The organism is Rhizobium leguminosarum bv. viciae (assembly GCF_012276115.1).
Taxonomy (GTDB): domain Bacteria; phylum Pseudomonadota; class Alphaproteobacteria; order Rhizobiales; family Rhizobiaceae; genus Rhizobium; species Rhizobium leguminosarum_T.
This window is the reverse complement of record NZ_WIEU01000003.1, coordinates 134,643-160,128: the sequence shown is the minus strand read 5'-3', so window position 1 is coordinate 160,128 and position 25,486 is coordinate 134,643. Positions and strand designations below refer to the sequence as shown.

Here is a 25,486-nt window from a genome sequence, read left to right as displayed (position 1 = left end):
CACCGGCATTGCCATGACGATCGATATCCGCCAGATCCGCGATCGGTTGCCGCAGGAGATCGCGGATCTTGAAAGCGAGGCCCGGCGGGAGGGCCATTGCCATGTCGCCCGCCTTATCGACGAATGGTCGCCCGGCGATATCAAGTTCGAACATCACGGCGAAAGGCTGCTTGGCGCCTATGTCGATGACGCGCTCGTCGGCATCGGCGGCATCACCGTCGACCCCGCCATGTCAGGGGCGTTGCGGATGCGGCGTTTCTACATTCGTCCCGCAATGCGCGGGCGCGGCATCGGCCGGATGCTTGCCCTGGCTCTGCTCGAACATGCGCAGTCCTGCTGCACCGTCGTCACCGTTCATGCCGGAAACGATGGTGCGGCGAGGTTCTGGGAGTCGCCCGGTTTCAGCCGCACGGACGAGACGGACATACGCATCTGCTCGCGCTGCAGCACCATAGCGACGATCCAGCGGCTTCGGATTTGCACCGGTTCGTTACGCCCCGATCTCCTTGAGGCGGATGGCCTGGCGCGCCAGCAAGCGCTCGACATCGGCAATATCGAGCGTCGAGAGCTTGGCGCCTGGCTTGCGCAAGGTGGCGGATCTGATCACGCCGCGCTTGGCAAGCACGTATTTCCGCGAGGCAAGACCGATGCCCTGCTGCTGTTCGTAGCGGGCGAGCGGCAGATAGGCGTCGAAGATCGCATGGGCGCGATCGGGATTTCCGGCGGCATAGGCCTCGACGACACCAACCATCATCTCGGGATAACAAAAGCCGGTCATGGCGCCATCGGCGCCGCGGCCCATCTCTTCGGGCAGGAAAAGCCCGCCATTGCCGCAAAGGATCGAAATGCGCCGCATGGCGCCCTTGTCGCTGGCGGCGCGAAGTGCCGAGATCTTCGACAGACCCGGCCAATCCTCGTGTTTGAGCATGACGCAGTTCGGCACCTCGTTGACGATGCGCTCGATGACCTTGGGCGCGATCGTCACATTGGTGGTGAGCGGATAATCCTGCAGCACGAAGGGTGTGTCGCCCAGGGCCTCGCCGACCGACTGGTAGAAGGCGAAAGCCTGATCGTCGGTCTTGACGGTCCAGGGCGGCGCGACCATGACGCCGGCGGCACCCCCGCCCATGACGGCGTCGGCGAGTTCGCTCATCGGCGCAAGCCCTGGCGCCGAAACGCCGACGACGACGGGAAGGCGCCCGTCGAGGCGCTTCAGCACCCGTTCGACGACTATCCGCGATTCCTCGGCGGTCAGCTTCGGCGCCTCGCCAAGCTGGCCAAGCACCGTCAGGCCGGTGACGCCGGCGCCCTCGTAGAAATCGACCATGCTGTCGATGCTGGCGAGATCGAGCGCGCCGTCATCGGTGAAGGGGGTTACGGCGATCACATAGACGCCCTTGGCATCTTCGGTCAGTCTGGCCATTGGTGCTCTCCAATTCAACGGCCGAAGAACAGCGCTTCGGCATTTCGAACAAAAACCCTTTCGGCAATCGCGGGGTCGTCGATGGCGGCCTGCATGGTCTCTACCAGCTCGGCGTCATCGGGCATGCCGTCCCACAATTCGGTGTGCGGCCAATCGCTGCCCCAGAGCAGCCTTTCCGCATGGCTGGCGACAAGAGCGCAGGCGATCTCGGCAAAACCGTCGTAGTTCACGTCCTTCGTCAGGCGATAGGGCGCGGTTACTTTGACGTAGGCCTCGGCTCTGTCCATCAGTCTTTTCAGCGCATCGACATGCAATGATCTCGTCTCGCTGGCAAGCGGAATGAAGCCGAGATGGTCGATGACGATGGGCAGGCGGATGCCGGACAGCGTTGCCGCAATATCGGGAAGTTGTTCGGGATTGATCTGCAATTGCAGCGACCAGCCGAGAGGGGCAATACTTTCCGCCAGTGTCCTGGCGGCGGCGAGCGGGACGCCGCCCTTGTTGCGCGTATTGATCCGCACGCCGCGCACGCCGAGCCGGTCGAGCCGCTCTATCTCGGTCGCTGCGGTTTCGGGATCGATGACGACGATGCCGCGCAGCCGATCTGGATAGGCGGCAAGCGCCTCCAGCAGCACCCTGTTGTCGAGGCCATAGACGCTTGGCTGTACCAATACGCCCCTGCCGATGCCAAGGCTGCCGGAGAATTCGATCCAGTCTGAAATCGCCGCGATGTCAGGCGTGTAGCTGCGTGGGGTGTTGAGAGCAGCGCCGGCGCGAAAGACGTGGAAATGCGTATCGACCGTGCCTTGCGGCAGTGCCGCCCGCGGCAGCCGCGTCAGCGGCCGGCGGGGCAGGCAAAGCGGTGCCTCCATATCAGCGGCGCTCATCGCGCGTCGAGCTCCTCGCTTTGCAGGAAGTCGAAGTCGGCGCCTTCGTCGGCCTGGAGCACGCGTTCCTGATAGAGCTTCGCATAGCCGCGCGACGGCGCAGGGGAAGGCCGGTTGAGGACATCAAGCATGCGGCGATCGAATTCCGCCTGGTCGATATCGAGGTCGATGCGCCGGCCCTCGACGTCGAGGCGAATACGATCGCCGGTGCGGACGATCGCCAGAGGACCGCCATCGGCAGCCTCAGGCGCGATATGGAGGATGATCGTGCCGAAGGCCGTGCCGCTCATGCGGGCATCGGAAATCCGCACCATGTCCTTCACACCCTGCCGCGCGAGCTTGCGGGGGATGGGTAGATAGCCGGCTTCCGGCATGCCGGGCGCACCCTTTGGTCCGGCATTGCGCAGAACCAGGATGTCATCGGCATGGACGTCGAGATCGTCGCTGTCGATGCGCAGCGTCATATCCTCGACGGAATCGAAGACCACGGCGCGCCCGATATGCTGCAGCAATTCCTTGGAGGCAGCCGATTGTTTGATGACGGCGCCGCGCGGCGCGAGATTGCCGTACAGGACGGCGATCGTTCCGATCGGCTTCAACGGTTTCTCGACGGTGCGGATGATGGTCTGGCCCGGTTCGTCGATGACATCGTCGATGATCTCGCCGATCGTCCTGCCGTAGACCGTCGGGGCGCTGCCGTCGATTTCATGGCGCACCGCCTTCAACAGAGCCGGGACGCCGCCCGCCTCGTGGAACTGCTCCATATAATGCTGGCCGGAGGGCTGCAGGTCGACGAGCAGGGGAATGCTTCGGCCCAGCCGGTCGAGTTCGGCCATGTCGAGGCGCAGGCCGAGGCGGCCGGTGATTGCGGCAAGATGGACGACGGCATTGGTCGAGCCGCCCATCGCCTGCAGCGCGACGAGACCGTTGCGGATTGCTTGCGGCGTCAGGATATCGCGCACCGTCGGGGCAGCCTCATCCATGGCGAGACGCGCGGCGACACGGCCCGTCTCCTCGGCAACGCGGACCCGTTCGGATTCGACGGCCGGTGCGGAGCCGGCGCGGGGAAGGCAGAGCCCCATGACCTCGGTCAGGTTCGCCATGGTGCTCGCCGTGCCCATCACCGTGCAGGTGCCGATCGAGCTGGCCAGCTTATTGTTGACCTCGGCGATCTCGGCCTCGTCGATCTCTCCGGCGCGGAAGCGTCCCCAGAAACGGCGGCAATCCGTACAGGCGCCAAGCCGTTCGCCCTTATGGTGGCCGACGGCCATCGGTCCGGTCGGCAGGAAGATCGCCGGTATCTCGCTGCTGGCGGCCGCCATGATCTGGGCTGGCAGGGTCTTGTCGCAGCCGCCGATCAGGACGACGGCATCCATCGGCTGAGCGCGGATCATCTCTTCCGTTTCCATCGCCATCAGATTGCGCAGATACATCGAGGTCGGCGAGGCAAAGCTCTCGTGGATCGAGATCGTCGGAAACACCATGGGCATCGCGCCCGTCAGCATCACGCCGCGTTTGGTTGCCTCGATGAGTTGCGGCACATTGCCGTGACAGGGATTGAAATCACTGTAGGTATTGGCGATGCCGACGATCGGACGGTCGAGCGCATCGTCCGAATAACCCATGGCCTTGATGAACGCTTTACGCAGGAAAAGGGAGAATCCCTGATCGCCATAACTCGTCAGCTTGCGGCGAAGACCGTTCGACAAACCTGTTCCTCCCTCGCCAAATTGATCCATGGCCGTGGCGTCAGGGTAGAGGGATACGGAGGATTGTCAATAAATAAGATGGCGCCACTGTATCGTATTTTTGGATTTCTTCGGCGATCGCCATAAAATATAATGGAAATCTTCGAAATTCGTGCTTTCGCTCGGCAGTCAGGTGATTGGCTTTTGCGGTGAAGCAGGATAGATTATTGATAAATTGGATTGAACACAGAGGAAGCGCCGTGATGGGAATGGAACGACGGCGTGTCGGCATTATCGGCGCCGGCTGGGTCAGTGCCTACCATCTGCCTGCATGGATGCGGCAATCGGAAAGAGCTAAGGTCGTGGCGATTGCCGATCCGTCGCCGAGCGCCATCGAAGCCCGGCTTGCCGCCTTCGATATCGCGCGCAACTATGCGAGCGCGCAGGCGATGCTGGATGTCGAGCAGCTCGATGCCGTTGATATCTGCGCGCCGCGGGAGTTCCATGTCGAGCTGGTCCGGCTGGCGGCAGCAAAGGGCCTCGACATCATCTGCCAGAAACCGCTGGCACCCTCCTACGGCGAGGCGGTCGATCTGCTGGCAAGCCTTTCTGGCAGGGGCAGGCTGATGATCCACGAGAACTGGCGGTTTCGCGCCTATTATCGGCGGCTGAAGGCGTGGCTCGACGAGGGGCTTGCCGGCGAGATCCGCCAGGTGCAGTTCGAATTCCTGTCCAGCGGCATGATCGCGGATGCGGAGGGAAAGAGACCGGCGCTGGTGCGCCAGCCGTTCTTCCGGACGCAGCAGCGATTGCTGGTCATGGAGGTCATGATCCATCATCTCGATACGCTGAGATATCTTCTGGGCGAGATGGAGGTGGTCAGTGCCCGGCTTGAGAGGAGCAATCGCGATATTGTCGCGGAGGATGTCGCAAGCGTCGTCCTGCGCCGGACGAGCGATGGCGTTCTCGTCACCATCAATGCCAATCTCGCCGTGCATGGCGCGCCGCCGGCGCCGCGCGATCACCTACGCATCTTCGGGGCGCGCGGCACGCTCGAACTTAACGGCAATCTGCTCTCGGCCGAGGGTGCGCAGCAGCGCCGGGAGAGCTTCGATCCTGACGAGACCTACCAAGGCGCCTATGACGCGACCATTGCGCATTTCCTCGACAGCCTCGATGGAAGGGTGGCGATGGAGACATCGCCGGACGATAACATTAAGACGCTTGCTCTTGTCGAGGATATCTATCGCCTGAGCCGGTTCGACCCGGAACGCAATCCGCTGTAACATGGCCCACCGTTAGAGCGCCGCGCGTCCGACAGGACGCGCTAAGGACGCTCTATCACATTAAATTGGCGCATAATCCTTTTCCGAAAATCGACTTCGATTTTCGGGGTTATGCTTCAGAGGAGATGACGTTGCAGACGCTCAACGAAAGCCGCGAAGACGGCATAGAGCATGATGATCTAAGCATTGCCCGCGCGCTGGAGGAGGACATCATTTTCGGGCGGCTGGCACCGGGAACCCGCCTGACCGAAGACGCGCTTCTTGCCCGCTTTCACGTCACGCGCCATTTCGCCCGGCAGGCGATCGTGCAGCTCGAGACGATGGGCATCGTCGTTCGGGAGCGCAACAAGGGGGCGACCGTCCGTTCGCTGACGGCTCGCCAGGTCCAGGAAATCTACGACGTTCGGGAATTGCTGCAACGGCAGGCAGCGCTGTGGATAAGACTGCCTGCACCCGAGGCATTGATCGAGGAACTGCTGGCGCTGCACGAGGAGCATGGCCGCCACATCGAATCCGGCTATCTCAGGGGTGTGCACGAGGCCAACGACAAATTCCACCTGACGCTCTTCGGCGCCTGCGGCAATGCGCATCTGGTGCAATCGATCGAGCTCTATATGCGGCTCAGCCTGCCGGTGCGCGCCAATTCGATGTCGAGCAAGGAGTCGCTGCGCATCTCGCATGAGCACCACCGGCTGATGATCGAGATGCTGCGCGGTGGCGATAACTGGGTTCTCGCCCAGCTCTGCGTCGACCATCTGCAGCCGAGCAAGAAACGCTATCTCGCCTATGTCAGCGAGAATTGACCGGGTCGTGTGAAAGGGAGCGCAAAATTTCGATTGTGCTCCCTTCGCCTACCGGCTCACCAATCGAGGCGCAGGAGAGACACGCCCTGACGCGGTAGGGAGACCTTGAGGGCGATCTTGCCGTCATCGACCTTGACCGACGCCTCACCGTCGATTTCGGCGAGCTTTCCCGAGGCTTCCAGCCTGGCATAGTCTTCGCCGGCCGGATCCTGCGGCTTGCCCATCGCTTTCCAGACGCCGAAGGCGTTGGAATGCTCCTCGTCCATCCTGAAATGCCTGAGCGAGGCGGACTTGTTGTCCCAGCCGTCGAGATTGACCGTGATATTTGCGGACGGTCCGGCTTCATCATCGTCGTGATAATGCCAGACGAGAATGGAAACGCCCTTGTCGTCGCGGGTCGCCACGACATTGACATCGGGCTTGCCGCGAACGCCATGGCTCATGATATCTTCGATATCGCGGCGATAATCGCTTTCCGATTCCAGCCATTCGCCGCCGAGTTTGCCGAGCATGCGAAAGCCGTTGAGAACAGCCTTGTCGACGCCGTTGGTGGCAAGATCGCGGAAGCCGTCGAAATAGGGCTGGTCGTCGAACAGGAAGGCCCAGGTGACAGCGCCTTCGATGTGGATGTTGGCGCGTCTTGCAAGCTCATAGGTGCGGATCATGCTTTCGACGACATAGACGCCGTAGAGCGGGCCGTTGCGATAGCCGTTCTGCGGATGGACGCGTGCAGAGCAGGCGGCACAGCCTTCCGGATCGGATTCGCCGATCACCACGGGCAGGTGCCGGAGTTCCGGAAACTCATTGATGATGGCAAGGTTCGTCTCGATGTCGCGGAGCTGCTTGTGCAGGCCCATCCGCACGTGACCCTCGTAGATCACGGGATTGCCCTTGGCGTGGAAGGCGAGGAAATCGATCGGCGACTTGTTGTCGACCACGTGCTTGAGGAAGGCACGCAGGAAGGTCTGGGCTTTTTCGTTGGCAAAGGCGCCGCATGTGTGCGGCCCGCCGACGCGGGCGTTCGGAAGCGCGCGCTTCAAGGCCTTGGCGCTGACGTCATACATTTCGCAAAATTGCGGGATGGTGCCGGTCCAGTAGTGGCCGTCCGGCTCGTTCCACACTTCCCATGGCCAGCTTGAAACGACGTCCTCACCATATCTTTCGGCCAGATGGCGCGCCCATGCTTCGATCAGGTCGCCCCATTTCTTCAGGTCCGTCGGCGGGGCCGTCCAGCCGGTGGTGATCGTTGCGTATTTGTCGGCCGGCTCCCATTGGTGGCGATAAGGGCCGTCGAAGTCGGAGAGCGCTTCTGGCGTGAAGCCGATCTGAATCAGCGGAATATTGCCGGCCTCGACATAGGTGTCGAAGATCTTGTCGATGATTGTCCAGTCGTAGACCGGATTGCCGTTCGCATCCTCGGTATAGGCATTGGTCGAACCCCATTTGAGGGCAGGCAGGCCATCGCCGCTGGTCAGAAGATTGTGCGCGCGGATGCGCGGTGGCTCGGGGCTGAGCTCGGTGAGTTCCTTGAGCAGCTTCCTGCCGTGCGGGGAGTAGGTGTAGTTCGGCTCGTCGTATCCGAACCAGTTCCACAAGGGTTCGTATTTGCCGGTCGGCCGGTTGGCGTGAACGGAGATTGTCACGTCATGGGGGCTGCTCATCTTGGTGTCCTCTTGAACGGTCATGCCAAAGCCTCCTCCCGAAAGCAGCCGACCTATCTGGTGATGAAGTGCGGCCTCTTGGGAGGGCGCCGCGCTCGTCGCAAAAGCTAAGCGAAATGCTCGCTTTGTCAATAATATAAAAAAGTAGATCATCGCCATGCGTCAAAAACGCCTGAAAATGCGCAATTATTTATAGCTTGCAAAATTATCAGTTGCCGTTTCTCAAAAAATTGTCGATAACTGTGGCGTGAGTTCGCTCGCCGCCGAGGAGTGCATGTGTCCCCGGGCACGTGCAGGTGGGGTTCGCTGGACGCTATCGTCAATTGATTACGGGAAGCGCTCGCCGTGGCGAGTTGAGGAGGAGGGACATCCGATGAAGGTCCGTAAATATGCAGCCATTGCCTTATTGTCGCTCGTGGCCCTTCCGGCATTTGCGCAGGATTTCATTGCTGGCATACCGCGCAACGAAACGCTGATCATCCAGGGCACGCCGCAGCAGAATGCCGACTGGTTCAACGTCTGGGCTCCGGGCGGCGGGGCGGCGGCAAACCTCAACGGCCTGCAACAGCTGACCACCGATACGCTGTGGTTCATCAATCCAGAGGGCGGCAAGGATGCCTGGCAGAATGCGCTGGCCAGCGAACCGCCGAGCTACAACGCCGATTTCACCGAGATGACGGTGAAATTGCGCAAGGGCATCTTCTGGAGCGACGGCGTCGAATTCACCAGCGACGACGTCGTCTATACCGTGCAGACACAGATCGATCATCCCGGCATGGCCTGGAGCGCGCCCTTCACCGTCAATGTCGCGAGCATCGAAAATCCGGATCCGCAGACGGTCGTCTTTCATCTGAAGAAGCCGAACTCGCGTTTCCACACGCTTTTCACCGTGCGCTGGAATGCCGCCTGGATCATGCCGAAGCACGTCTTCGAGAAGGCCGCAGATCCGCTGTCCTTCAACAATAACCCACCGGTTTCGCTTGGCCCCTACCAGCTGCAGAGCTATGACAAGGGCGGCAACTGGACGATCTGGAAGCTGCGTGACGACTGGCAGCGCACTTCGATCGGCCTGGCTGCGGCACAACCGCCCGAGGTCAAATACGTCGTCTATCGTGCGGCCGGCAATCCGGAGGCCCGCGTCATCGAACAACGCAACCACAATCTCGACGTCATCAACGACATGGCGCCCGAAGGCATGTTCTCGATCATGCGTGACAGCAAGAGCACGGCCTCCTGGCTGAAGGGCTTCCCGTTTGCGCATCCGGACCCGACGCTGCCTTCCGTTCTCTTCAATACGAAGAAGGCGCCCTTCGACAACAAGGACGTGCGCTGGGCGCTCGCTCTGCTGATCGATATCCGTGAAGTGGCGCTCGGCTCCTACCGCGGCGCGGCCAATATCGCTGCCCTTGCCACGCCGCCGACGGGTTCTGCCCCAGACGATTATTATGCACCGATGCAGGACTGGCTGACGAATTTCGAGCTCGACACCGGATCCCGCAAGATCAAGCCCTACGATCCGAACATCTCGGCGCAGATCGCCAACATGGTGCGCAGCCAATGGGCCGATCAGATCCCGACCGATCCGGCCAAGCTGCAGCGCACATTCGGCTTCGGCTGGTGGAAGAAGGACGCTGAGGCTGCAACCGAGCTGCTGCAGAAGGCAGGCTTCAAGAAAAGCGGCCGCCAGTGGGTGAAGCCAGACGGCACGCCCTTTACGATCCGCCTGCAGGTGGAAGGCGATGCCATCCCGACGCTTGCCCGCGCCGGCACGGTGATTGCCCAGCAATGGACGCAAGCCGGCATCGCCACCAAGGTCGATGTCGCCGGCCCGACCAATGGCCAGCGTCTCAGCACCGGCGATTTCGAGGCGGCGATCTACTGGAGCATCGAGACCTGGGGCGGTCATCCCGACCTCTCCTTCTTCCTCGACAGCTATCATTCGGAGTTCATCAAGCCGGTCGGGCAGATCCAGCCGCCGCGCAATCTGCAGCGCTGGCAGGATCCGCGTCTCGACCAGATCATCGAGCGCAATCGGTCGATCGCCTTCGATTCGCCCGATGTCGCCAAGCTCGGCCAGGACTTCCTGAAGCTTGCCGTCGAGGAAATGCCGATGATCCCGCTTATGGCCTACAACAAGTTCGCACCCCTCGATACGACCTACTGGACCAACTATCCGAGCGCCGACAATCCCTATTCGGCCTCGGGTCCGAACTGGTCGAACATTCGCTACATGGTGGTCGGACTGAAGGCCAATCCGGATGCGCCGAAGCCTTGATCGAGGCACAACAAAGGAAACAGCCGGCCGCCGGCTGTTTCCGTTCTGCTATTGAAAGGTCGATGTCATGAACGGCTTTCTGATCTATGCGGCAAAACGCTTTCTGCAATTTCTCTTTGTGGTCTTCACCGGCATCACGCTGGCCTTCCTGATCGCGCATTTTTCGCCGGTCGATCCGATCGAGCAGACCGTATCGCTGTTGACGAGCTTCGGCTCCACCGATCCGCAGGCCGTCGAAATCCTCCGCGAATCGCTGCGCGAGCTCTATGGCACCGGCGGCCCGCTGCTGGAGCAGTATTTCACCTTCTGGGGCCGCGTGCTGACCGGCGATTTCGGCCCGTCGCTTTCCTCCTTTCCGACCCCCGTGATGACTGTTATCGGCCGGGCGCTGCCCTGGACCGTTGGGCTTCTGACGCTCGCAACGATCGTTTCCTGGATCATCGGCAATTTTCTCGGCGCGCTTGCCGGCTATTTCCGCAGCAGCAAGCTGCTGAAGGTTGCCGGCATTGTCATCATGGCGCTGCAGCCGATCCCAACCTACATCATCGGTCTCAGCCTGGTGATCCTCTTCGGTTTCATCTGGCCGATCCTGCCGATCAGCGACGGCGCGCAGGTCAATCTCGCGCCGGCCTTCAACTGGGCCTTCATCAGCTCGGTGATCGAACACGGCATCCTGCCGGCCCTGACCCTCGTGCTCGTCGGCATCGGCGGCTGGTTCATCTCGATGCGCTCGCTGGTTTCCAACATCGTCACCGACGATCACGTCGTCTATGCCGAGCTTGGCGGCGTGCGCTCGCGCAGCATCTTTTCGCAATATGTGGCGCGCAACGCCATGCTGCCGCAGGTCACCGGCCTGGCACTCAGTCTCGGCAACGTCTTCGGCGGCGCCGTCATCGTCGAGTTCGTCTTCAATTATCCAGGGATCGGCAAGCTTCTGATCTCCGGCATCTATTCCGGCGATTACAGCCTCGTGCTCGGTGTCACCACAATCGCCATCATCGCGGTTGCCGCCGCGGTCTTCGTGATCGACATCATCTATCCGCTGATCGATCCACGCGTGAAACTGGGGTAATCCGTGATGTTCAAAGTCCTCAGAGACCTGCTGCGCTACAACAAGGAGTTCCTGCTCGGAACCATCCTGATCTCTATCATCCTGGCGCTGATCGTGGCGTCGTTCTTCTCGCCCTATGACGAGAATGCTATCTATGTCGTCGCGCCCGACATGCCGCCTTCGGCCGAATTCTGGCTCGGCACCACCTCGCGCGGCCAGGAGGTTTTCTGGCAGATCGCCGCCTCGATGCGCAATACGCTGTTCTTCGGTATCATCGTCGCCTTCGTCAGCCGCATCATCGCCATCGCCGTCGGGCTGATCTCCGGCTATATCGGCGGCCGAACCGACCAGATCATCATGGCGGTCAACGATACGCTCGGCGCCCTGCCGAATATTCCGATCCTGCTGCTTCTGGTCTTCGTGCTCCGCGACCAAATGACGTGGTTCATGCTGGCGATCACCGCAGCGCTGCTCGGATGGACGCACGACAGCCGCCTGATCCGTTCCGTCGCCCTGTCTCTCCGTCAGCGGGAATTCACCCGGCACGCGGTCTTCTCGGGCATGCGCACACCGCAGATCCTCGTCCGCGAACACCTGCCCTATGTCATGCCGATCGTCTTCTTCACGACGATGAACAACATGATCTGGGCGATCGGTCTCGAGGTGACGCTCTCGGTGCTCGGATTTTCCGACATCAACCGGCCGACGATCGGCGGCATGATCTACTGGGCCAATGCGCATTCCGCGATGGTATCGGGCATATGGTGGTGGGTCGCCTTTCCGATGCTCTTCGTCGTCATTCTGTTCCTTGGCCTGTTCATGCTCGCCATGTCGGTGAACGAATATATCGACCCGCGCTCGCGGCTCGCCCGCATGGGAGCTTGAGGAGATGCAGAACCTGATGAGGACGCAGCCTTTGACCCTTGCCGAAAACGCCATGGACGCGCTGACGATCGACGGGCTGAAATGCTATTACGTCAATGATTATTTCGGCGTGCGGCGGGAGATCCGTGCAGTCGACGATATCAGCCTGACCATCCGCAGAAACGAGATCTACGGCATTGCCGGCGAATCATCGAGCGGCAAGACATCGCTGATCAAGACGCTTGCCGGCGCCATCCGTCCGCCGATGCGCGTCGTCGGCGGAACGGTGAAATTCAACTTTACCGACGGGCCGATCGATGTCTATGGCGAACCGAATAAGATGAAGGCGGCACGCTGGCGTCACCTTTCCTACATCATGCAGGGTTCGATGAACGTGCTGAACCCGGTCAGAAGGGTCAAACACGCCTTCACCGATTTCGCTTCCAGCCATATGAACCTCGATCCCGCCGCCTTCCGCGCGCGCGTCGAGGCGCATCTTGCCAGGCTGCATCTCGATCCACATGTGCTCGAGGCTTTTCCGCACCAGCTTTCCGGCGGCATGCGCCAGCGTCTGACGATCGCCCTTGCCACTGTCTGCGAGCCGGAATTCATCATCGCCGACGAGCCGACGACGGCGCTCGACGTGCTCGTGCAGCAGGACGTTCTGGCGCTGATCAAGGAAGTGCAAGCCCGCATGCAGTCCTCAGTCATCTTCGTGACTCACGACATGTCGGTGCATGCCGCCATCACCGACCGGCTGGCCATCATGTATGCGGGACGGCTGGCGGAGGAGGGGCCGACGCAGGCTATCTTCGACAATCCCCAGCATCCCTACACCGTCCACCTGATCGGCAGCCTGCCGCGCATTGGTGATGTCTCGACGCGGAAGAGCCTCAGGGGCAAGCCGCCGGCACTTTCGGATCCGCCTTCGGGATGCCGCTTCCATCCACGCTGTCCGATCGCGATCGACAAATGCGCACGTGAAGTGCCGGCCATGCTGCCGAGCGCCACCGGAGGGCGGGTCGCGTGCTTCCGTGCCGGGGAGTATCGGATCCAATGAGCAGCCATTTCCTTCTCGAACTCGACCATGTGACCAAGCTTTTTCCGATCGGCGGTTTCTTCTCGCGCGAAAAGATGAAGGCGGTCGACGATGTCAGCTTTGCCCTTGCCGCCGACAAGTCCGAGATATTCACGATCGTCGGCGAATCCGGTTCCGGCAAATCGACGCTGGCGAAGATGATCCTCGGCAGCGAAAAGGCCGATCGGGGCAGCATTCGCTTCGACGGTACGGATGTGAAGGCCGTGCGGTCCCGTAGGGATCGCGAGGCTTTCATGGCCAAGGTCCAGCCAGTCTTCCAAAATCCGTTCGAAGCTTTCAATCCGCTGACGCGGATCGACGAGTATCTGCTCGCCACCGCCCATCGCTTCAAGGGCGCGAAGAGCCGCGCCGAAAAGGAGGCGCTTGCCGATGTCGCCCTTCAACGCGTCGGCCTGTCGATGGCGGAGATAAAAGGCCGTTTCTCGCACGAGCTTTCAGGCGGCCAATTGCAGCGCATCGCGGTTGCCCGTGCGCTGATACCTGAGCCGAAGCTGATCGTGGCGGACGAGCCGGTCTCGATGGTCGACGCATCGCTGCGCATGTCGATCGTCAATCTCTTCCGCGATCTGCGTGACGCTCTCAACGTCTCGATCGTCTACATCACCCATGATCTTGCGACCGCCTATTACATTTCCGACCGCGTGGTGATCATGCGCAAGGGCGTGGTGGTGGAGAGCGGCGATGCCAGGGACGTGCTCGAACATCCGAAACACGCCTATTCGATCGCGTTGAAGAACGCTGTCCTGCCGCCCAATCCTCGCGAGGCGTCGGCCATCCTGCGCCTGCGGCAACGCAGTGCCGAGACAAGTGAAGCCACTTCCGGCAGTGGTGACCGACTTGCCAGGTGATGCGCAATTTCTGAGCTTCACTGTTTAAATCGTCGCGACGACCCGGAACGCGTCACTCCGTCTTTGCGGTTCCAATTCCATCGATTTGCGGGCATGGTCTCGCGCGATGAGCACAGATTCGTCCGATCTATTTGGCGCGCTTTTCGAGGCACCGCCCGCGAACCGAACGGTTCCCGTGCTGGTGCCGATGCCGGCGCCGAAACCCTATTCCTATTCGGTGCCGGATGGCATGGCGGTCGAGCCCGGCTCGGTCGTGCAGGTGCCGCTCGGGCCGCGGCAGGTGATCGGCCTCGTCTGGGACGGCGGCGAGGACGGCGTCGATCCGAAGAAGCTTCGACCGATCAGCCATGTCTTCGACTGCCCGCCGCTTTCCAGGGAGATGCGGGACTTCATCGATTGGGTGGCGACCTATACGCTCTCGCCGCCCGGCCTCGTCGCACGCATGGCGCTGCGGGCGCCGAACGCCTTCGAGCCGGAACCGATGGTGGAGGGGTTGAAGTTCGTCGGCGGCGAACCGGAGCGGATGACGCCGGCGCGCGCCCGGGTGCTCGATACCGCCTCCGACGGCTTTTCCTGGACACGCAGCGGCCTCGCGCATGCGGCGGGTGTCTCGACGAGTGTCGTCGACGGGCTGATCACGCTCGGCATCTTCGAGACTGTATTCCTGCCGCCGCCACCGGTGGTGGCGATGCCGGATCCGGATTTTGCCGCCGCACGTCTTGAAGGGCCGCAGAAGCAGGCGGCTGAAGAGATCGTTTCCGATGTCCGCAAGGGCGAATTTTCGGTGTCGCTCATTGACGGGGTGACCGGCTCCGGCAAGACCGAGGTTTATTTCGAGGCGATTGCCGAGACGCTGAAACGCGGCAAGCAGGTGCTGATCCTGCTGCCGGAGATCGCGCTGACGGCCAGTTTTATGGAGCGCTTCCAGGACCGCTTCGGGGCAAAGCCGGCCGAATGGCATTCCGATCTTGCGCCGCGCATGCGCGAAAAGGTCTGGCGACAGGCGGTGACCGGCGAAGTGCGCGTCGTGGCGGGCGCGCGCTCGGCGCTCTTCCTGCCCTTCGAGGATCTTGGCCTGATCATCGTCGACGAGGAACATGATCCCGCTTACAAGCAGGAGGATCGCGTCTTTTACAATGCTCGCGACATGGCAGTCGTGCGCGGCCGCATCGGCGATTTTCCCGTCATTCTGGTGTCGGCGACGCCGTCGGTCGAAAGCCAGGTCAACGGGCAGAGCGGGCGCTACAGCACCGTCCACCTGCCGACGCGTTTCGGCGATGCGGCGATGCCGGATCTGCATCTGGTCGATATGCGCAGGCACGCGCCGGAGCGGGGCGGCTTCCTGTCGCCGGTGCTGATCCGGGCGATCGGCAAGACGGTGGAAAAGCGTGAACAGGCATTGCTCTTTCTCAATCGGCGCGGTTATGCGCCGCTGACGCTCTGCCGGGTTTGCGGCCACCGGTTCCAATGCCCGCAATGTTCGAGCTGGCTGGTGGAGCATCGCTTCCGCAAGCAGCTGCAATGCCATCAATGCGGCCATGCCGAGCGCACGCCGGAGGCGTGCCCGGAATGCGGCACGCTCGACCATCTCGTCGCCTGCGGGCCAGGCGTCGAGCGCATCGCCGAGGAGGTGGAACGGCATTTTCCGGAGGCGCGGACGATCGTTCTGTCCTCGGATATCATGGGCGGGGTGAAGCGGCTGCGGCTGGAGCTGGAAGCGATCGCCAAGGGCGAGGCCGATATCGTCATCGGCACCCAGCTCGTCGCCAAGGGCCACAATTTTCCGCTGATGACGCTGGTCGGCATCGTCGATGCTGATCTCGGCCTTGCCAATGGCGACCCGCGCGCGGCCGAGCGCACCTTCCAGCTTTTGTCGCAGGTGACCGGCCGGGCCGGGCGCACGGGCCTCAAGAGCCATGGGTTGCTGCAGACCTATCAACCGCAGCATCCTGTCATGCAGGCAATTGTCTCCGGCGATTCCGACGCTTTCTACGAGCGCGAGATCACCGAACGCGAACGCGCCCTATTGCCGCCCTTCGGCAGGCTCGCCTCGATCATCGTTTCTGCCGAAACCCGCCACGACGCCGAAAACCATGCGCGCGCCATGCGCAACGCCGCGCCGCAGGTGTCGGGGATCTCGGTGCTCGGCCCGGCCGAAGCGCCGCTCGCGCTGGTGCGCGGCCGCCACCGCTTCCGTCTTCTGGTGCACGGCCGGCGGAATTCGGACATGCAAGGGTTCCTGCGGGCGATGCTGTCGCAATCGCCGAAGGAGCGTGGATCGGTGCATGTGCAGCTCGATATCGATCCGCAGAGTTTTCTCTAAATGAATGACGCCGCCATTCCCTCCTTTTTCGGCCCATGTCATAAAACACTGATTCATCCGGGTGATTTGGGGCTGACGCATGGAGTTTTACTTTCCGACCGAGTTTGGCGAGCAGCTTGCCTTTTGCTCCGCCGCTTTCACGGCGCTCGCCGGCTTCATCATGATGTTCGCGCCGGGCCAGACTTTCCGTCTTCTCGGTCTGCAGGCGCAGGAGGGGCGGCCGGAAGGCTTCGGCGAGGGGCGCTCGATGGGCGGTTTCTATCTCGGCTTCGGGCTGTCGGCGATCATGCTCGCCCAGGATTGGATCTACATGGCGCTCGGCGCCTCCTTCGCGATGGCAGCCTTTGCCCGCGTCATCTCGATCCTGTCCGATAAGGGGAGTAATCTCGTCAACTATTTACTCCTGGTTGTGCAGATCGCTTTGGCCGCGCTACCGCTGCTCTACGTTTTCGGCTTCACCCAGACGTGACTCTCGCTGCCGGCAGACGGCGTCTTCAGCCTGCTTTCAGGCCATTGCGCGATTTTGCAGACAGAAATTCATGTGAAAGGCGTATTCGGGCATTACGCGTGTTGCGAGTCCGAACATCCTATGTTAGACGGACCCCGAATTTCGGAAGAAGCAAGAGGCTTCTCTTGTGATTTCTGGGGGAAATCAAAACGAATTCAAGATCATAGGTTCGGCGTCCGCCGAGAGCCGGATTTTGGGTTGAAATCAGGGAAATTTGTGCCAGTGGCAGACACGTCCCAGCTTACTTCTGGTGTTGCAGAACGCTATGCCTCGTCGCTTTTCGAACTGGCGCTCGAGCAGGGCGCCGTCGATAGCGTCACCGCCGATCTTGACCGTTTCCAGGCGATGCTGGATGAGAGCGCCGATCTGAAGCGCTTCGTCGCAAGCCCGGTTTTTTCCGCTGAAGACCAGCTGAAGGCGATCGTCGCCATCAGCGAGAAGGCCGGCATCAGCGGTTTCTTCGCCAATTTCCTGAAGGTCGTGGCGCGCAACCGCCGCCTGTTCGCCCTGCCGGGCATGATCAAGGCCTTCCGCATCATCGCCGCGAACCATCGCGGTGAAATCTCCGCCGAGGTCACCTCGGCGCATGCGCTTTCGCAAGCGCAGGAAACCGAATTGAAGGTGGCACTCAAGAGCGTTACCGGCAAAGACGTGACGATTGCCGTCACGGTTGATCCGTCAATTCTTGGTGGTCTGATCGTGAAGGTCGGGTCCCGTCAGATTGATACGTCTCTTCGTACCAAACTCTCTACCCTTAAGCTCGCATTGAAAGAGGTTGGCTGATGGATATCCGCGCCGCGGAAATTTCCGCAATTCTCAAAGACCAGATTAAAAATTTCGGCAAAGAGGCAGAAGTCTCGGAAGTCGGCCAGGTTCTCTCCGTCGGTGACGGTATCGCTCGTGTCTATGGTCTGGACAATGTCCAGGCCGGCGAAATGGTCGAGTTCCCGGGCGGCATCCGCGGCATGGCGCTGAACCTCGAATCCGACAATGTCGGTGTCGTCATCTTCGGCTCCGACCGCGACATCAAGGAAGGCGACACCGTCAAGCGGACCGGCGCCATCGTTGACGTTCCGGTTGGTCCGGAACTGCTCGGCCGCGTCGTCGACGCGCTCGGCAATCCGATCGACGGCAAGGGCCCGATCAACGCGACGCGCCGTTCGCGCGTCGACGTCAAGGCTCCCGGCATCATTCCGCGCAAGTCGGTTCATGAGCCGATGTCGACCGGCCTCAAGGCCATCGACGCGCTGATCCCGGTCGGCCGCGGCCAGCGCGAGCTGGTCATCGGCGACCGCCAGACCGGCAAGACCGCGATCCTTCTCGATGCCTTCCTCAACCAGAAGGCCATTCACGACAACGGTCCGGAAGGCGAAAAGCTTTATTGCGTCTACGTCGCCGTCGGACAGAAGCGTTCGACCGTTGCCCAGTTCGTCAAGGTGCTCGAAGAGCGCGGCGCGCTGAAGTATTCGATCATCGTTGCCGCCACCGCTTCCGATCCGGCGCCGATGCAGTTCCTGGCTCCGTTTGCCGGCTGCGCCATGGGCGAATATTTCCGTGACAACGGCATGCATGCGCTGATCGGTTATGACGACCTGTCCAAGCAGGCCGTGTCCTACCGCCAGATGTCGCTGCTGCTGCGCCGCCCGCCGGGCCGCGAAGCTTATCCGGGCGACGTTTTCTACCTGCACTCGCGCCTGCTCGAGCGCGCTGCGAAGATGAACGACGACAAGGGCGCCGGTTCGCTGACCGCTCTGCCGGTCATCGAAACGCAGGGCAACGACGTGTCGGCCTTCATTCCGACCAACGTGATCTCGATCACCGACGGCCAGATCTTCCTTGAAACCGATCTGTTCTACCAGGGTATCCGCCCGGCCGTGAACGTCGGTCTGTCGGTTTCCCGCGTCGGCTCGTCGGCACAGATCAAGGCGATGAAGCAGGTTGCCGGCTCGATCAAGGGCGAACTTGCCCAGTATCGCGAAATGGCCGCCTTCGCCCAGTTCGGTTCGGACCTCGACGCTGCGACGCAGCGCCTGCTGAACCGCGGCGCACGCCTGACCGAACTCCTGAAGCAGCCGCAGTTCTCGCCGCTGAAGACGGAAGAGCAGGTCGCCGTGATCTTTGCTGGCGTCAACGGCTATCTCGACAAGCTGCCGGTCGCTTCGGTCGGCAAGTTCGAGCAGGGCTTCCTCTCATATCTGCGTTCGGAAGGCTCCGCCATCCTCGACGCGATCCGCACGGAAAAGGCAATCAGCGACGATACCAAGGGCAAGCTCACCGCTGCTCTCGATAGCTTCGCAAAGTCTTTCTCGTAATCAGGCCCTAAGTTAGGACGGATCACGGATGCCTTCACTTAAGGATCTGAAAAACCGGATCGCCTCCGTCAAGGCGACGCAGAAGATCACCAAGGCGATGAAAATGGTCGCCGCGGCGAAGCTTCGGCGTGCGCAGGAGGCGGCCGAGGCCGCCCGGCCTTATTCGCAGCGCATGGGTGCGGTTCTGGCGAACATCGCCAAGGCCGTCACCGATGCCGACGGTGCACCGACGCTGATGACCGGCACTGGCCAGGACAAGGTCCATCTGCTAGTGGTCTGCACGGCCGAACGTGGTCTTTGCGGCGGTTTCAACTCGCAGATCGCACGCTTTGCACGCGAACATGTCCGCAAGCTGCTTGCCGAAGGCAAGACGGTGAAGATCTTCACCGTCGGCAAGAAGGGTCACGACATCCTTCGCCGCGAATTCGCCTCGCTGATCATCGAGCGTAAGGAATTGCGCGACGTCAAGCGCGTCGGCTTCGAGAATGCGGACCAGATCGGCAAGCGCGTCATCGAGATGTATGCTGCCGGCGAGTTCGACGTCTGCACGCTGTTCTATTCCGAGTTCAAATCGGTGATCAGCCAGATTCCGACGGCGCAGCAGCTCATCCCGGCTTCAACGGGAGCTGTGCAGACCGAAGATGCCGCACATTCAGGCGCCGTCTACGAATACGAGCCGGATCCGGCATCGATCCTCGAAGATCTGATCCCGCGCAACATCTCCGTCCAGGTCTTCCGCGCGCTCCTTGAGAACGTCGCGGGCGAGATGGGCGCCAAGATGAGCGCTATGGACAATGCGACGCGTAATGCCGGTGAGATGATCAACAAGCTGACGCTGAGCTACAACCGCCAGCGTCAGGCGCAGATCACCAAGGAACTCATTGAAATCATTTCGGGCGCGGAAGCGCTCTGAGACTAGGAAAAGAGGGTCAGAAAATGGCTGAGGCAGCTACCCCCAAGATCGGCTCTGTCGGCAGAGTCACCCAGGTTATCGGCGCCGTCGTCGACGTTGCTTTCGAAGGCGAACTGCCGAAGATCCTGAACGCGCTGGAAACCAGCAACAACGGCAACCGCCTGGTTCTCGAAGTTGCGCAGCACCTTGGCGAAAACGTCGTCCGTACGATCGCGATGGACTCGAGCGAAGGTCTCGTCCGCGGCCAGGAAGTCGCCGATACCGGCGCTCCGATCATGGTTCCGGTCGGCAACGAGACGCTCGGCCGTATCATGAACGTCATCGGCGAGCCGGTCGACGAAGCTGGTCCGCTGGTCACCGCTCACAAGCGCGCCATCCACCAGGATGCACCGTCCTATGTCGAGCAGTCGACGGAATCGCAGATTCTCGTCACCGGCATCAAGGTCGTCGATCTTCTGGCTCCCTACGCACGCGGCGGCAAGATCGGCCTCTTCGGCGGCGCCGGCGTCGGCAAGACCGTTCTGATCATGGAACTGATCAACAACGTCGCCAAGGCGCATGGTGGTTACTCGGTTTTCGCAGGCGTCGGTGAACGCACCCGCGAAGGCAACGACCTCTATCACGAAATGATCGAATCGAACGTCAACAAGCATGGCGGCGGCGAAGGTTCGAAGGCGGCACTTGTTTACGGTCAGATGAACGAACCGCCGGGTGCCCGCGCCCGCGTCGCCCTGACCGGCCTGACGGTTGCCGAACACTTCCGCGACCAAGGCCAGGACGTTCTGTTCTTCGTCGACAACATCTTCCGCTTCACGCAGGCAGGTTCCGAAGTGTCGGCTCTGCTCGGCCGCATCCCGTCTGCCGTCGGTTATCAGCCGACGCTTGCAACCGACATGGGCCAGATGCAGGAGCGCATCACGACGACGACGACCGGCTCGATCACCTCGGTTCAGGCCATTTACGTTCCGGCCGACGACTTGACCGACCCGGCGCCGGCGACCTCGTTTGCTCACCTTGACGCAACGACGGTTCTGTCGCGCTCGATCGCTGAAAAGGGTATCTACCCGGCGGTCGATCCGCTCGACTCCACGTCGCGCATGCTCGATCCGATGGTCGTCGGGGAAGAACATTACGACGTCGCCCGTAAGGTCCAGTCGACGCTGCAGCGCTATAAGGCCCTGCAGGACATCATCGCGATCCTTGGCATGGACGAACTGTCCGAAGAGGACAAGATTGCCGTCGCCCGCGCCCGCAAGATCGAGCGCTTCCTGTCGCAGCCGTTCTTCGTCGCCGAAGTCTTCACCGGCTCGCCGGGCAAGCTGGTTGCTCTCGAAGACACGATCAAGGGCTTCAAGGGCCTCGTCAACGGCGAATACGATCATCTGCCGGAAGCTGCCTTCTACATGGTCGGCTCGATGGAAGAAGCGGTCGAAAAGGCCAAGAAGCTCGCAGCTGCTTAATGAGCGATGCGCTAGACGAGATATTCTGCTGCGACTCCTTGAAAGGGGTCGTGGCGGATCTTCCGGAACCAGCGGCGCCGACCGTCTACCGCGCCGATAATGGTGTGCTGATGATGGTGGTAGGCCTGGTCCAGAGCGAGGAAGGCCTCGGTTATCTCGATCAAGCGATAATGCACTGCCCGTTCTGCGGGACTAAATTGCAAGATGCGAAAGCCATAGCCGAGAAGGTAAGTCACTGATGGCTGACAATTTCAACTTTGAGCTCGTTTCGCCGGAGCGTCTGCTGCTGTCGGAGATGGTGACCGAGGTCGTCATCCCCGCGACTGAAGGCGAGATGACGGTCATGGCAAACCATGCGCCGACGATGACGACGATCAAGCCGGGTGTCGTGAGCGTGCGTTCGGCCTCCGGCAAGAAGCAGGACTACGTGGTGTTCGGCGGTTTTGCCGATATCCTGCCGACCGGCTGCACATTGCTTGCCGAATCCGCGGTTCCGGTCGAGGAACTCCATAAGGACGAGCTGACCCGCCGCATCGAGGCTGCCCGCCAGGAACTCGAACATGCCGAGCTGCACGAGCACAAGTCGAAGCTCGAGCATTTCATCATGGAACTGACGCACCTGCGCGGCGTCGTTCAACAAGACTGATCGCAGCCGACTGCGACGGGATGAAAGGCGGCTGCGACAGCCGCCTTTTTTCATGGTGCGCCCAGCATGGGCGCACTCTTGTGGGTGGAAGTCCCATCGTAAGCTGGTCATAGCGAGCGAAGAGAAGCGGGTAGCGTGAAATGAAGAAGCGGCCGATAGGCCGCTTTGCCGGGATCGTCTCAGAAGCCGGTGCCGCCGCGCAGCTCGATGACGAACGTCTTGAACAATATCTTCAGGTCGAGCAGCAGGCTGAAATTCCTGACATAATAGATATCGCAGGCGATGCGAGCGCGAGCTGCCAGTGGCCGCGCCGTCGGTCCGCGCCAGCCGCGCGTCTGCGCAAGGCCGGTGATGCCGGGGCGCATGATGTGGCGGTAATGATAGTCCGGCACCAGTTCCTCGTAGAGCTGGCCGGCTGCCCGCATATTGATGGCGTGGCAGCGCGGGCCGACCAACGACATCTCACCCCTGAGAACGTTGAAAAGCTGCGGCAGCTCGTCGATATTGGTCTTGCGGAGCACCGAGCCGATGCCTGTCACCCGGCTGTCGCCCTTGACGGTCTGTTGAATGCCGCTCGGATCGCAAGCTTCCGCGCGCATCGACCGGAACTTGAAGACCGTGATCTTCCGGCCGTTCAGCCCCCAGCGGATCTGGCGGAAAAACACCGGACCGCCATCGTCGAGTTTGATGAAGAGAGCAATTGCCAGAAAAAGCGGCGCCAGCACGATGAGGGCGCTGACTGAGGCGACGATGTCGATCAACCGCTTCACGGTGAGCCGCACAGCCATCTTTCTTTCGATAAGGGAAAAGCTATCCGGCTGGCGAATGTTGGAGTTCGCTATAACCAGGGTCTTGGTTTTGTCCTGACGCTGAGACGGATCGAAGCGTGGATTCGTCTTCGAAGTAAAAGCATTCATTACGCAAGGTCCACAAGTTTAGATGCGATACTGAACAGCATGGAGACAAATACATGGTCACGTATCGTTTGTCATCGGTATAAATAAGAATTTGATAACCCTAAAGACACCAAAAATGGGAGTATTCCGCGTTAACCTTAATGCCTGTAGTTGCGCTTACGGGAAATTTATACTTTGAAAGGAGTAGCCCGATTGGGTTGACGAGATGTCAGCCAGTTTCCGAAATGGATCGCCGGCTTTTCCAGCAGCGCGTAGCTGAGGGATGCGACCAGAAGGATGAGCGCTGCCGCCAATCCGCACGACTGCAGCCAGCCGGTGACGACATTTTCCGAGGAAACGCCGAACGAACCAGGGTCTAGCCTCTGGATCAATATCAGGATGATCTCTTGCCAAATATAGATGCCGAAGGAGATCTTTGCGATGTAGCGGACAGGAGCGTTGTCGAGCAGCCTGCCCAGGCGTTGCGAATGGCTGAGCGAAACGAGCACCGTTGCGACCGCCAGCGGAAAGACCGGAAAGCCATAGGGGATTTCGAGCCAGCCGTAAGCTTCGGCGGAGCCGCCGGGCGATGTGACGAGGCGGTAGGCGGCAATGGCGAGGGCGAGGAGCGCTGCGGCATCGAACCAGGAGGAGCGCCTTCTTGGCAGCATGACCTCGACACCGGCGGCAAGCGCGCCGAGCGCGAAGACGGCGAAGAAGCCGATCGGGTTATATCTCGGCATCCATTCCTTCGCCCCGCCCTGCAGGCCGTACTGCCATCCGCGTTCGATGTCGTCGAGCGGAAAGAAGGTCAGGATCAGCACATGGGCGAGGAGTACGCCTGTGATGACGCAAAGCCAAGCGAAACGGGCGAGCAATGGGCGCTGCCTCAGGAGGGGCAAACGAAACAGCAGGAGGAAGCAGACCGGCAGGAGTACATAGCTGGTGACCTCGAAGGGAATGGACCAGAGCGGCCCGTCGGCTTCGACAGGAAACAAGGTGCGCCAATGCCACTGGCTCATGAACAGCAGCCCGGAGACGTAGCGGAGCACAAGCTCAGGCGTCAGCGGCAAGGCAAGCAGCGTCACGCTGAGGGCGAAGCCGATGGTGGCGGCAAACCAGAAACCGGGAGCGATGCGCGCCATCCTGCGGATCGTGTAATACCGCAGACTCGGCGTGTCGCTGCCCGCGTCGAGCGCACGCCAGAAGGGATGGGCAAGAAGAAAGCCGCTGAGCACGAAGAAGATGGCGACGCCGAAATTGCCGAAGCGGAGGATGTTTGCGGCCGGTCCGAGTTCCTCGGGGATTCTGCGCATATCCAGCCGCAGTGCAAAGTGGTGGGCGAGCACCAGCAGACAGGCCGTCGCGCGCAGAAAGTCCGCTCCGGCCAGTCTCTCCTGTTGTCGCATCCTGCCTCCCCACCTTGCCCAGAGCATGATGCCGAAAAGTGTGAGCGGTTTTCGGACGACATCATGCTCCGGTCTCGGACTTTGCAGCGGAAAGCCGCGACGGGCAAGGCAGGCGTTGGGCTCAGTCGAGAAGTTCGTTGGTATAATAGGTGGAAAAGTCCGGCTTCTCCTTGAGTGCGGCGCCATTGGCATCGACCAGAATGCCATTCTCCATCAGGAAACCGCCGAGGGCCTCGGCCTTTGCCGGGTCGAGCTTACCGATCACGCCGGCCTCGGATTTCAGAAAGTGCCCCTCGATCAATGCCTTCTGAGAAGCCTTTACCAGTTCCGTATTCATCAGTGCGCCGTTGCTTCCCGAGATCAGCAGGTCGCAGGCTTCGTCGGGATGGTCGACGGAGTAGGCATAACCCTTTCGTGTCGCCTGGATGAAGGCGCGGGCGTGTTCCGGACTTGCGGAGAGATAGGCATCGCTGGAGACGATGACCGTCGTCTGCTCGTCCGGAATGCCATAATCGGAATAGTGGAAGCGGCCGATCTTCCGGTTTTCCAGTTCGGCGGCGATGCCTTCCCAGGTGTAGATCTCCAGCGTGAAATCGATCGAGCCATTGTCCAGCGCCTCGTAAGCGGAGGTGCCGAGGGTGACGGTCTTGACGTCGCCTTTGCCGCCGTCATTGCGGATCATCGCGGAGATCAGCGCGCTCTCCCAGGTGCCACCAAAGCCGCCATAGGTTTTGCCGTCGAGGTCTTTCGGGCTCTTGATGTCGTCGCGTCCGCCCTTGAAGATCAGGCGTGCGGTTTCCGTCTGGACGACGCCGTAGACCATCTTCACGTCACCGCCGCCAGCGCGCTGCGTGAGGGTCTCGATCTCGCTGCTGATGCCGAAATCGGCAACGCCGTTCGATACCAGCGTTCCGGCGCTGGTATCGGTGAAGGGAAGAATCTCGACATCGAGCCCGGCATCGGCATAGAAGCCCTTCGCCTTGGCGACATAGATGCCGATATGGTTGGTGTTGGGCGTCCAGTCGAGCGCGATGCGGACCTTTGCGGGCGCCGATTGGGCGAAGGCGGGGCCGCCGGCGAGGCTTGCCGCGATGGCGGCAAAGATCGTCTGGCGACGGGTGAGAAGCAGCATGG

General features: G+C 61.2%; 22 protein-coding genes and 1 pseudogene. 16 read left to right on the top strand and 7 right to left on the bottom strand.

Annotated elements, in window-relative coordinates:
* Positions 1-13: 13 nt before the first annotated feature.
* Positions 14-510, top strand: a pseudogene (locus GFM02_RS35530) (GNAT family N-acetyltransferase).
* Here the strand turns inward: GFM02_RS35530 and GFM02_RS06615 are convergent.
* The 3 genes from GFM02_RS06615 to GFM02_RS06605 are packed head-to-tail and all read right to left on the bottom strand — an operon-like array spanning position 491 to position 4,019.
* On the bottom strand, positions 491-1,423 hold the full coding sequence (locus tag GFM02_RS06615) for a dihydrodipicolinate synthase family protein (protein ID WP_168321197.1): 933 nt from the start codon (positions 1,421-1,423) through the stop codon (positions 491-493). The pseudogene GFM02_RS35530 and the gene GFM02_RS06615 overlap by 20 nt on opposite strands.
* Before the next feature lie 14 nt (positions 1,424-1,437).
* On the bottom strand, positions 1,438-2,310 hold the full coding sequence (locus GFM02_RS06610) for an amidohydrolase family protein (protein WP_168321196.1): 873 nt from the start codon (positions 2,308-2,310) through the stop codon (positions 1,438-1,440).
* A complete protein-coding gene (locus GFM02_RS06605; RefSeq protein WP_168321195.1) occupies positions 2,307-4,019 on the bottom strand; it encodes an IlvD/Edd family dehydratase in 1,713 nt (570 codons plus the stop codon). The genes GFM02_RS06610 and GFM02_RS06605 overlap by 4 nt, the downstream gene beginning before the upstream one ends.
* A 239-nt stretch (positions 4,020-4,258) precedes the next feature.
* Between GFM02_RS06605 and GFM02_RS06600 the strand changes: the two genes are divergently transcribed.
* Positions 4,259-5,284 carry a Gfo/Idh/MocA family oxidoreductase gene (locus GFM02_RS06600; RefSeq protein ID WP_168321194.1) on the top strand — a complete coding sequence of 342 codons (1,026 nt, stop codon included), beginning with the start codon at positions 4,259-4,261 and terminating at the stop codon, positions 5,282-5,284.
* 131 nt (positions 5,285-5,415) lie between these two features.
* Complete coding sequence (locus GFM02_RS06595) at positions 5,416-6,087, top strand: GntR family transcriptional regulator (protein WP_003543485.1); 672 nt, start codon at positions 5,416-5,418, stop codon at positions 6,085-6,087.
* A 56-nt stretch (positions 6,088-6,143) separates the two neighbouring features.
* On the opposite strand, the gene GFM02_RS06590 is transcribed toward GFM02_RS06595, so the two are convergent.
* A complete protein-coding gene (locus tag GFM02_RS06590; protein ID WP_168321193.1) occupies positions 6,144-7,772 on the bottom strand; it encodes a GH39 family glycosyl hydrolase in 1,629 nt (542 codons plus the stop codon).
* Positions 7,773-8,121: 349 nt separating this feature from the next.
* On the opposite strand from GFM02_RS06590, the gene GFM02_RS06585 reads away from it, so the two are divergent.
* From GFM02_RS06585 to GFM02_RS06525, 13 genes are all read left to right on the top strand, one after another.
* Positions 8,122-10,023 (top strand): ABC transporter substrate-binding protein, encoded by a 1,902-nt coding sequence (locus GFM02_RS06585; protein WP_168321192.1) that lies wholly within the window; start codon positions 8,122-8,124, stop codon positions 10,021-10,023.
* Between the two features lie 67 nt (positions 10,024-10,090).
* Complete coding sequence (locus GFM02_RS06580) at positions 10,091-11,095, top strand: ABC transporter permease (RefSeq protein ID WP_168303421.1); 1,005 nt, start codon at positions 10,091-10,093, stop codon at positions 11,093-11,095.
* 6 nt (positions 11,096-11,101) lie between these two features.
* Complete coding sequence (locus tag GFM02_RS06575; RefSeq protein ID WP_168321381.1) at positions 11,102-11,959, top strand: ABC transporter permease; 858 nt, start codon at positions 11,102-11,104, stop codon at positions 11,957-11,959.
* 4 nt (positions 11,960-11,963) lie between these two features.
* Positions 11,964-12,998: an ABC transporter ATP-binding protein gene (locus tag GFM02_RS06570; RefSeq protein WP_205930203.1), complete on the top strand. Its 1,035-nt coding sequence runs from the start codon at positions 11,964-11,966 to the stop codon at positions 12,996-12,998.
* Positions 12,995-13,885 (top strand): ABC transporter ATP-binding protein, encoded by an 891-nt coding sequence (locus tag GFM02_RS06565; RefSeq protein ID WP_168321191.1) that lies wholly within the window; start codon positions 12,995-12,997, stop codon positions 13,883-13,885. The genes GFM02_RS06570 and GFM02_RS06565 overlap by 4 nt, the downstream gene beginning before the upstream one ends.
* A 106-nt stretch (positions 13,886-13,991) precedes the next feature.
* Positions 13,992-16,208 carry a primosomal protein N' gene (locus GFM02_RS06560; RefSeq protein WP_168321190.1) on the top strand — a complete coding sequence of 739 codons (2,217 nt, stop codon included), beginning with the start codon at positions 13,992-13,994 and terminating at the stop codon, positions 16,206-16,208.
* 79 nt (positions 16,209-16,287) lie between these two features.
* Positions 16,288-16,677: a DUF4345 family protein gene (locus GFM02_RS06555; protein ID WP_003543471.1), complete on the top strand. Its 390-nt coding sequence runs from the start codon at positions 16,288-16,290 to the stop codon at positions 16,675-16,677.
* A 255-nt stretch (positions 16,678-16,932) separates the two neighbouring features.
* Positions 16,933-17,499 carry a F0F1 ATP synthase subunit delta gene (locus tag GFM02_RS06550; protein WP_017966273.1) on the top strand — a complete coding sequence of 189 codons (567 nt, stop codon included), beginning with the start codon at positions 16,933-16,935 and terminating at the stop codon, positions 17,497-17,499.
* On the top strand, positions 17,499-19,028 hold the full coding sequence (gene atpA, locus GFM02_RS06545; protein WP_003589851.1) for a F0F1 ATP synthase subunit alpha: 1,530 nt from the start codon (positions 17,499-17,501) through the stop codon (positions 19,026-19,028). Before GFM02_RS06550 ends, atpA begins: the two co-directional genes overlap by 1 nt.
* A gap of 28 nt (positions 19,029-19,056) precedes the next feature.
* The gene (locus tag GFM02_RS06540; RefSeq protein ID WP_168303426.1) at positions 19,057-19,941 is read left to right on the top strand and encodes a F0F1 ATP synthase subunit gamma; all 885 of its coding nucleotides are present in this window, start codon (positions 19,057-19,059) and stop codon (positions 19,939-19,941) included.
* 23 nt (positions 19,942-19,964) lie between these two features.
* Positions 19,965-21,401: a F0F1 ATP synthase subunit beta gene (gene atpD / locus GFM02_RS06535; RefSeq protein ID WP_025396265.1), complete on the top strand. Its 1,437-nt coding sequence runs from the start codon at positions 19,965-19,967 to the stop codon at positions 21,399-21,401.
* Positions 21,401-21,640, top strand: coding sequence for a hypothetical protein (locus GFM02_RS06530; RefSeq protein WP_003543462.1), 240 nt, complete (start codon positions 21,401-21,403; stop codon positions 21,638-21,640). The genes atpD and GFM02_RS06530 overlap by 1 nt, the downstream gene beginning before the upstream one ends.
* Complete coding sequence (locus GFM02_RS06525; protein WP_132611258.1) at positions 21,640-22,047, top strand: F0F1 ATP synthase subunit epsilon; 408 nt, start codon at positions 21,640-21,642, stop codon at positions 22,045-22,047. Before GFM02_RS06530 ends, GFM02_RS06525 begins: the two co-directional genes overlap by 1 nt.
* Positions 22,048-22,226: 179 nt before the next feature.
* Here GFM02_RS06525 and GFM02_RS06520 read toward each other — a convergent pair whose 3' ends face one another.
* From GFM02_RS06520 to GFM02_RS06510, 3 genes are all read right to left on the bottom strand, one after another.
* Positions 22,227-22,964, bottom strand: coding sequence for a sugar transferase (locus GFM02_RS06520; protein ID WP_168321189.1), 738 nt, complete (start codon positions 22,962-22,964; stop codon positions 22,227-22,229).
* A gap of 167 nt (positions 22,965-23,131) precedes the next feature.
* A complete protein-coding gene (locus GFM02_RS06515) occupies positions 23,132-24,352 on the bottom strand; it encodes an acyltransferase family protein (protein WP_168321188.1) in 1,221 nt (406 codons plus the stop codon).
* A gap of 121 nt (positions 24,353-24,473) precedes the next feature.
* Positions 24,474-25,484: an ABC transporter substrate-binding protein gene (locus GFM02_RS06510; protein WP_168321187.1), complete on the bottom strand. Its 1,011-nt coding sequence runs from the start codon at positions 25,482-25,484 to the stop codon at positions 24,474-24,476.
* Between the last annotated feature and the right edge of the window lie 2 nt (positions 25,485-25,486).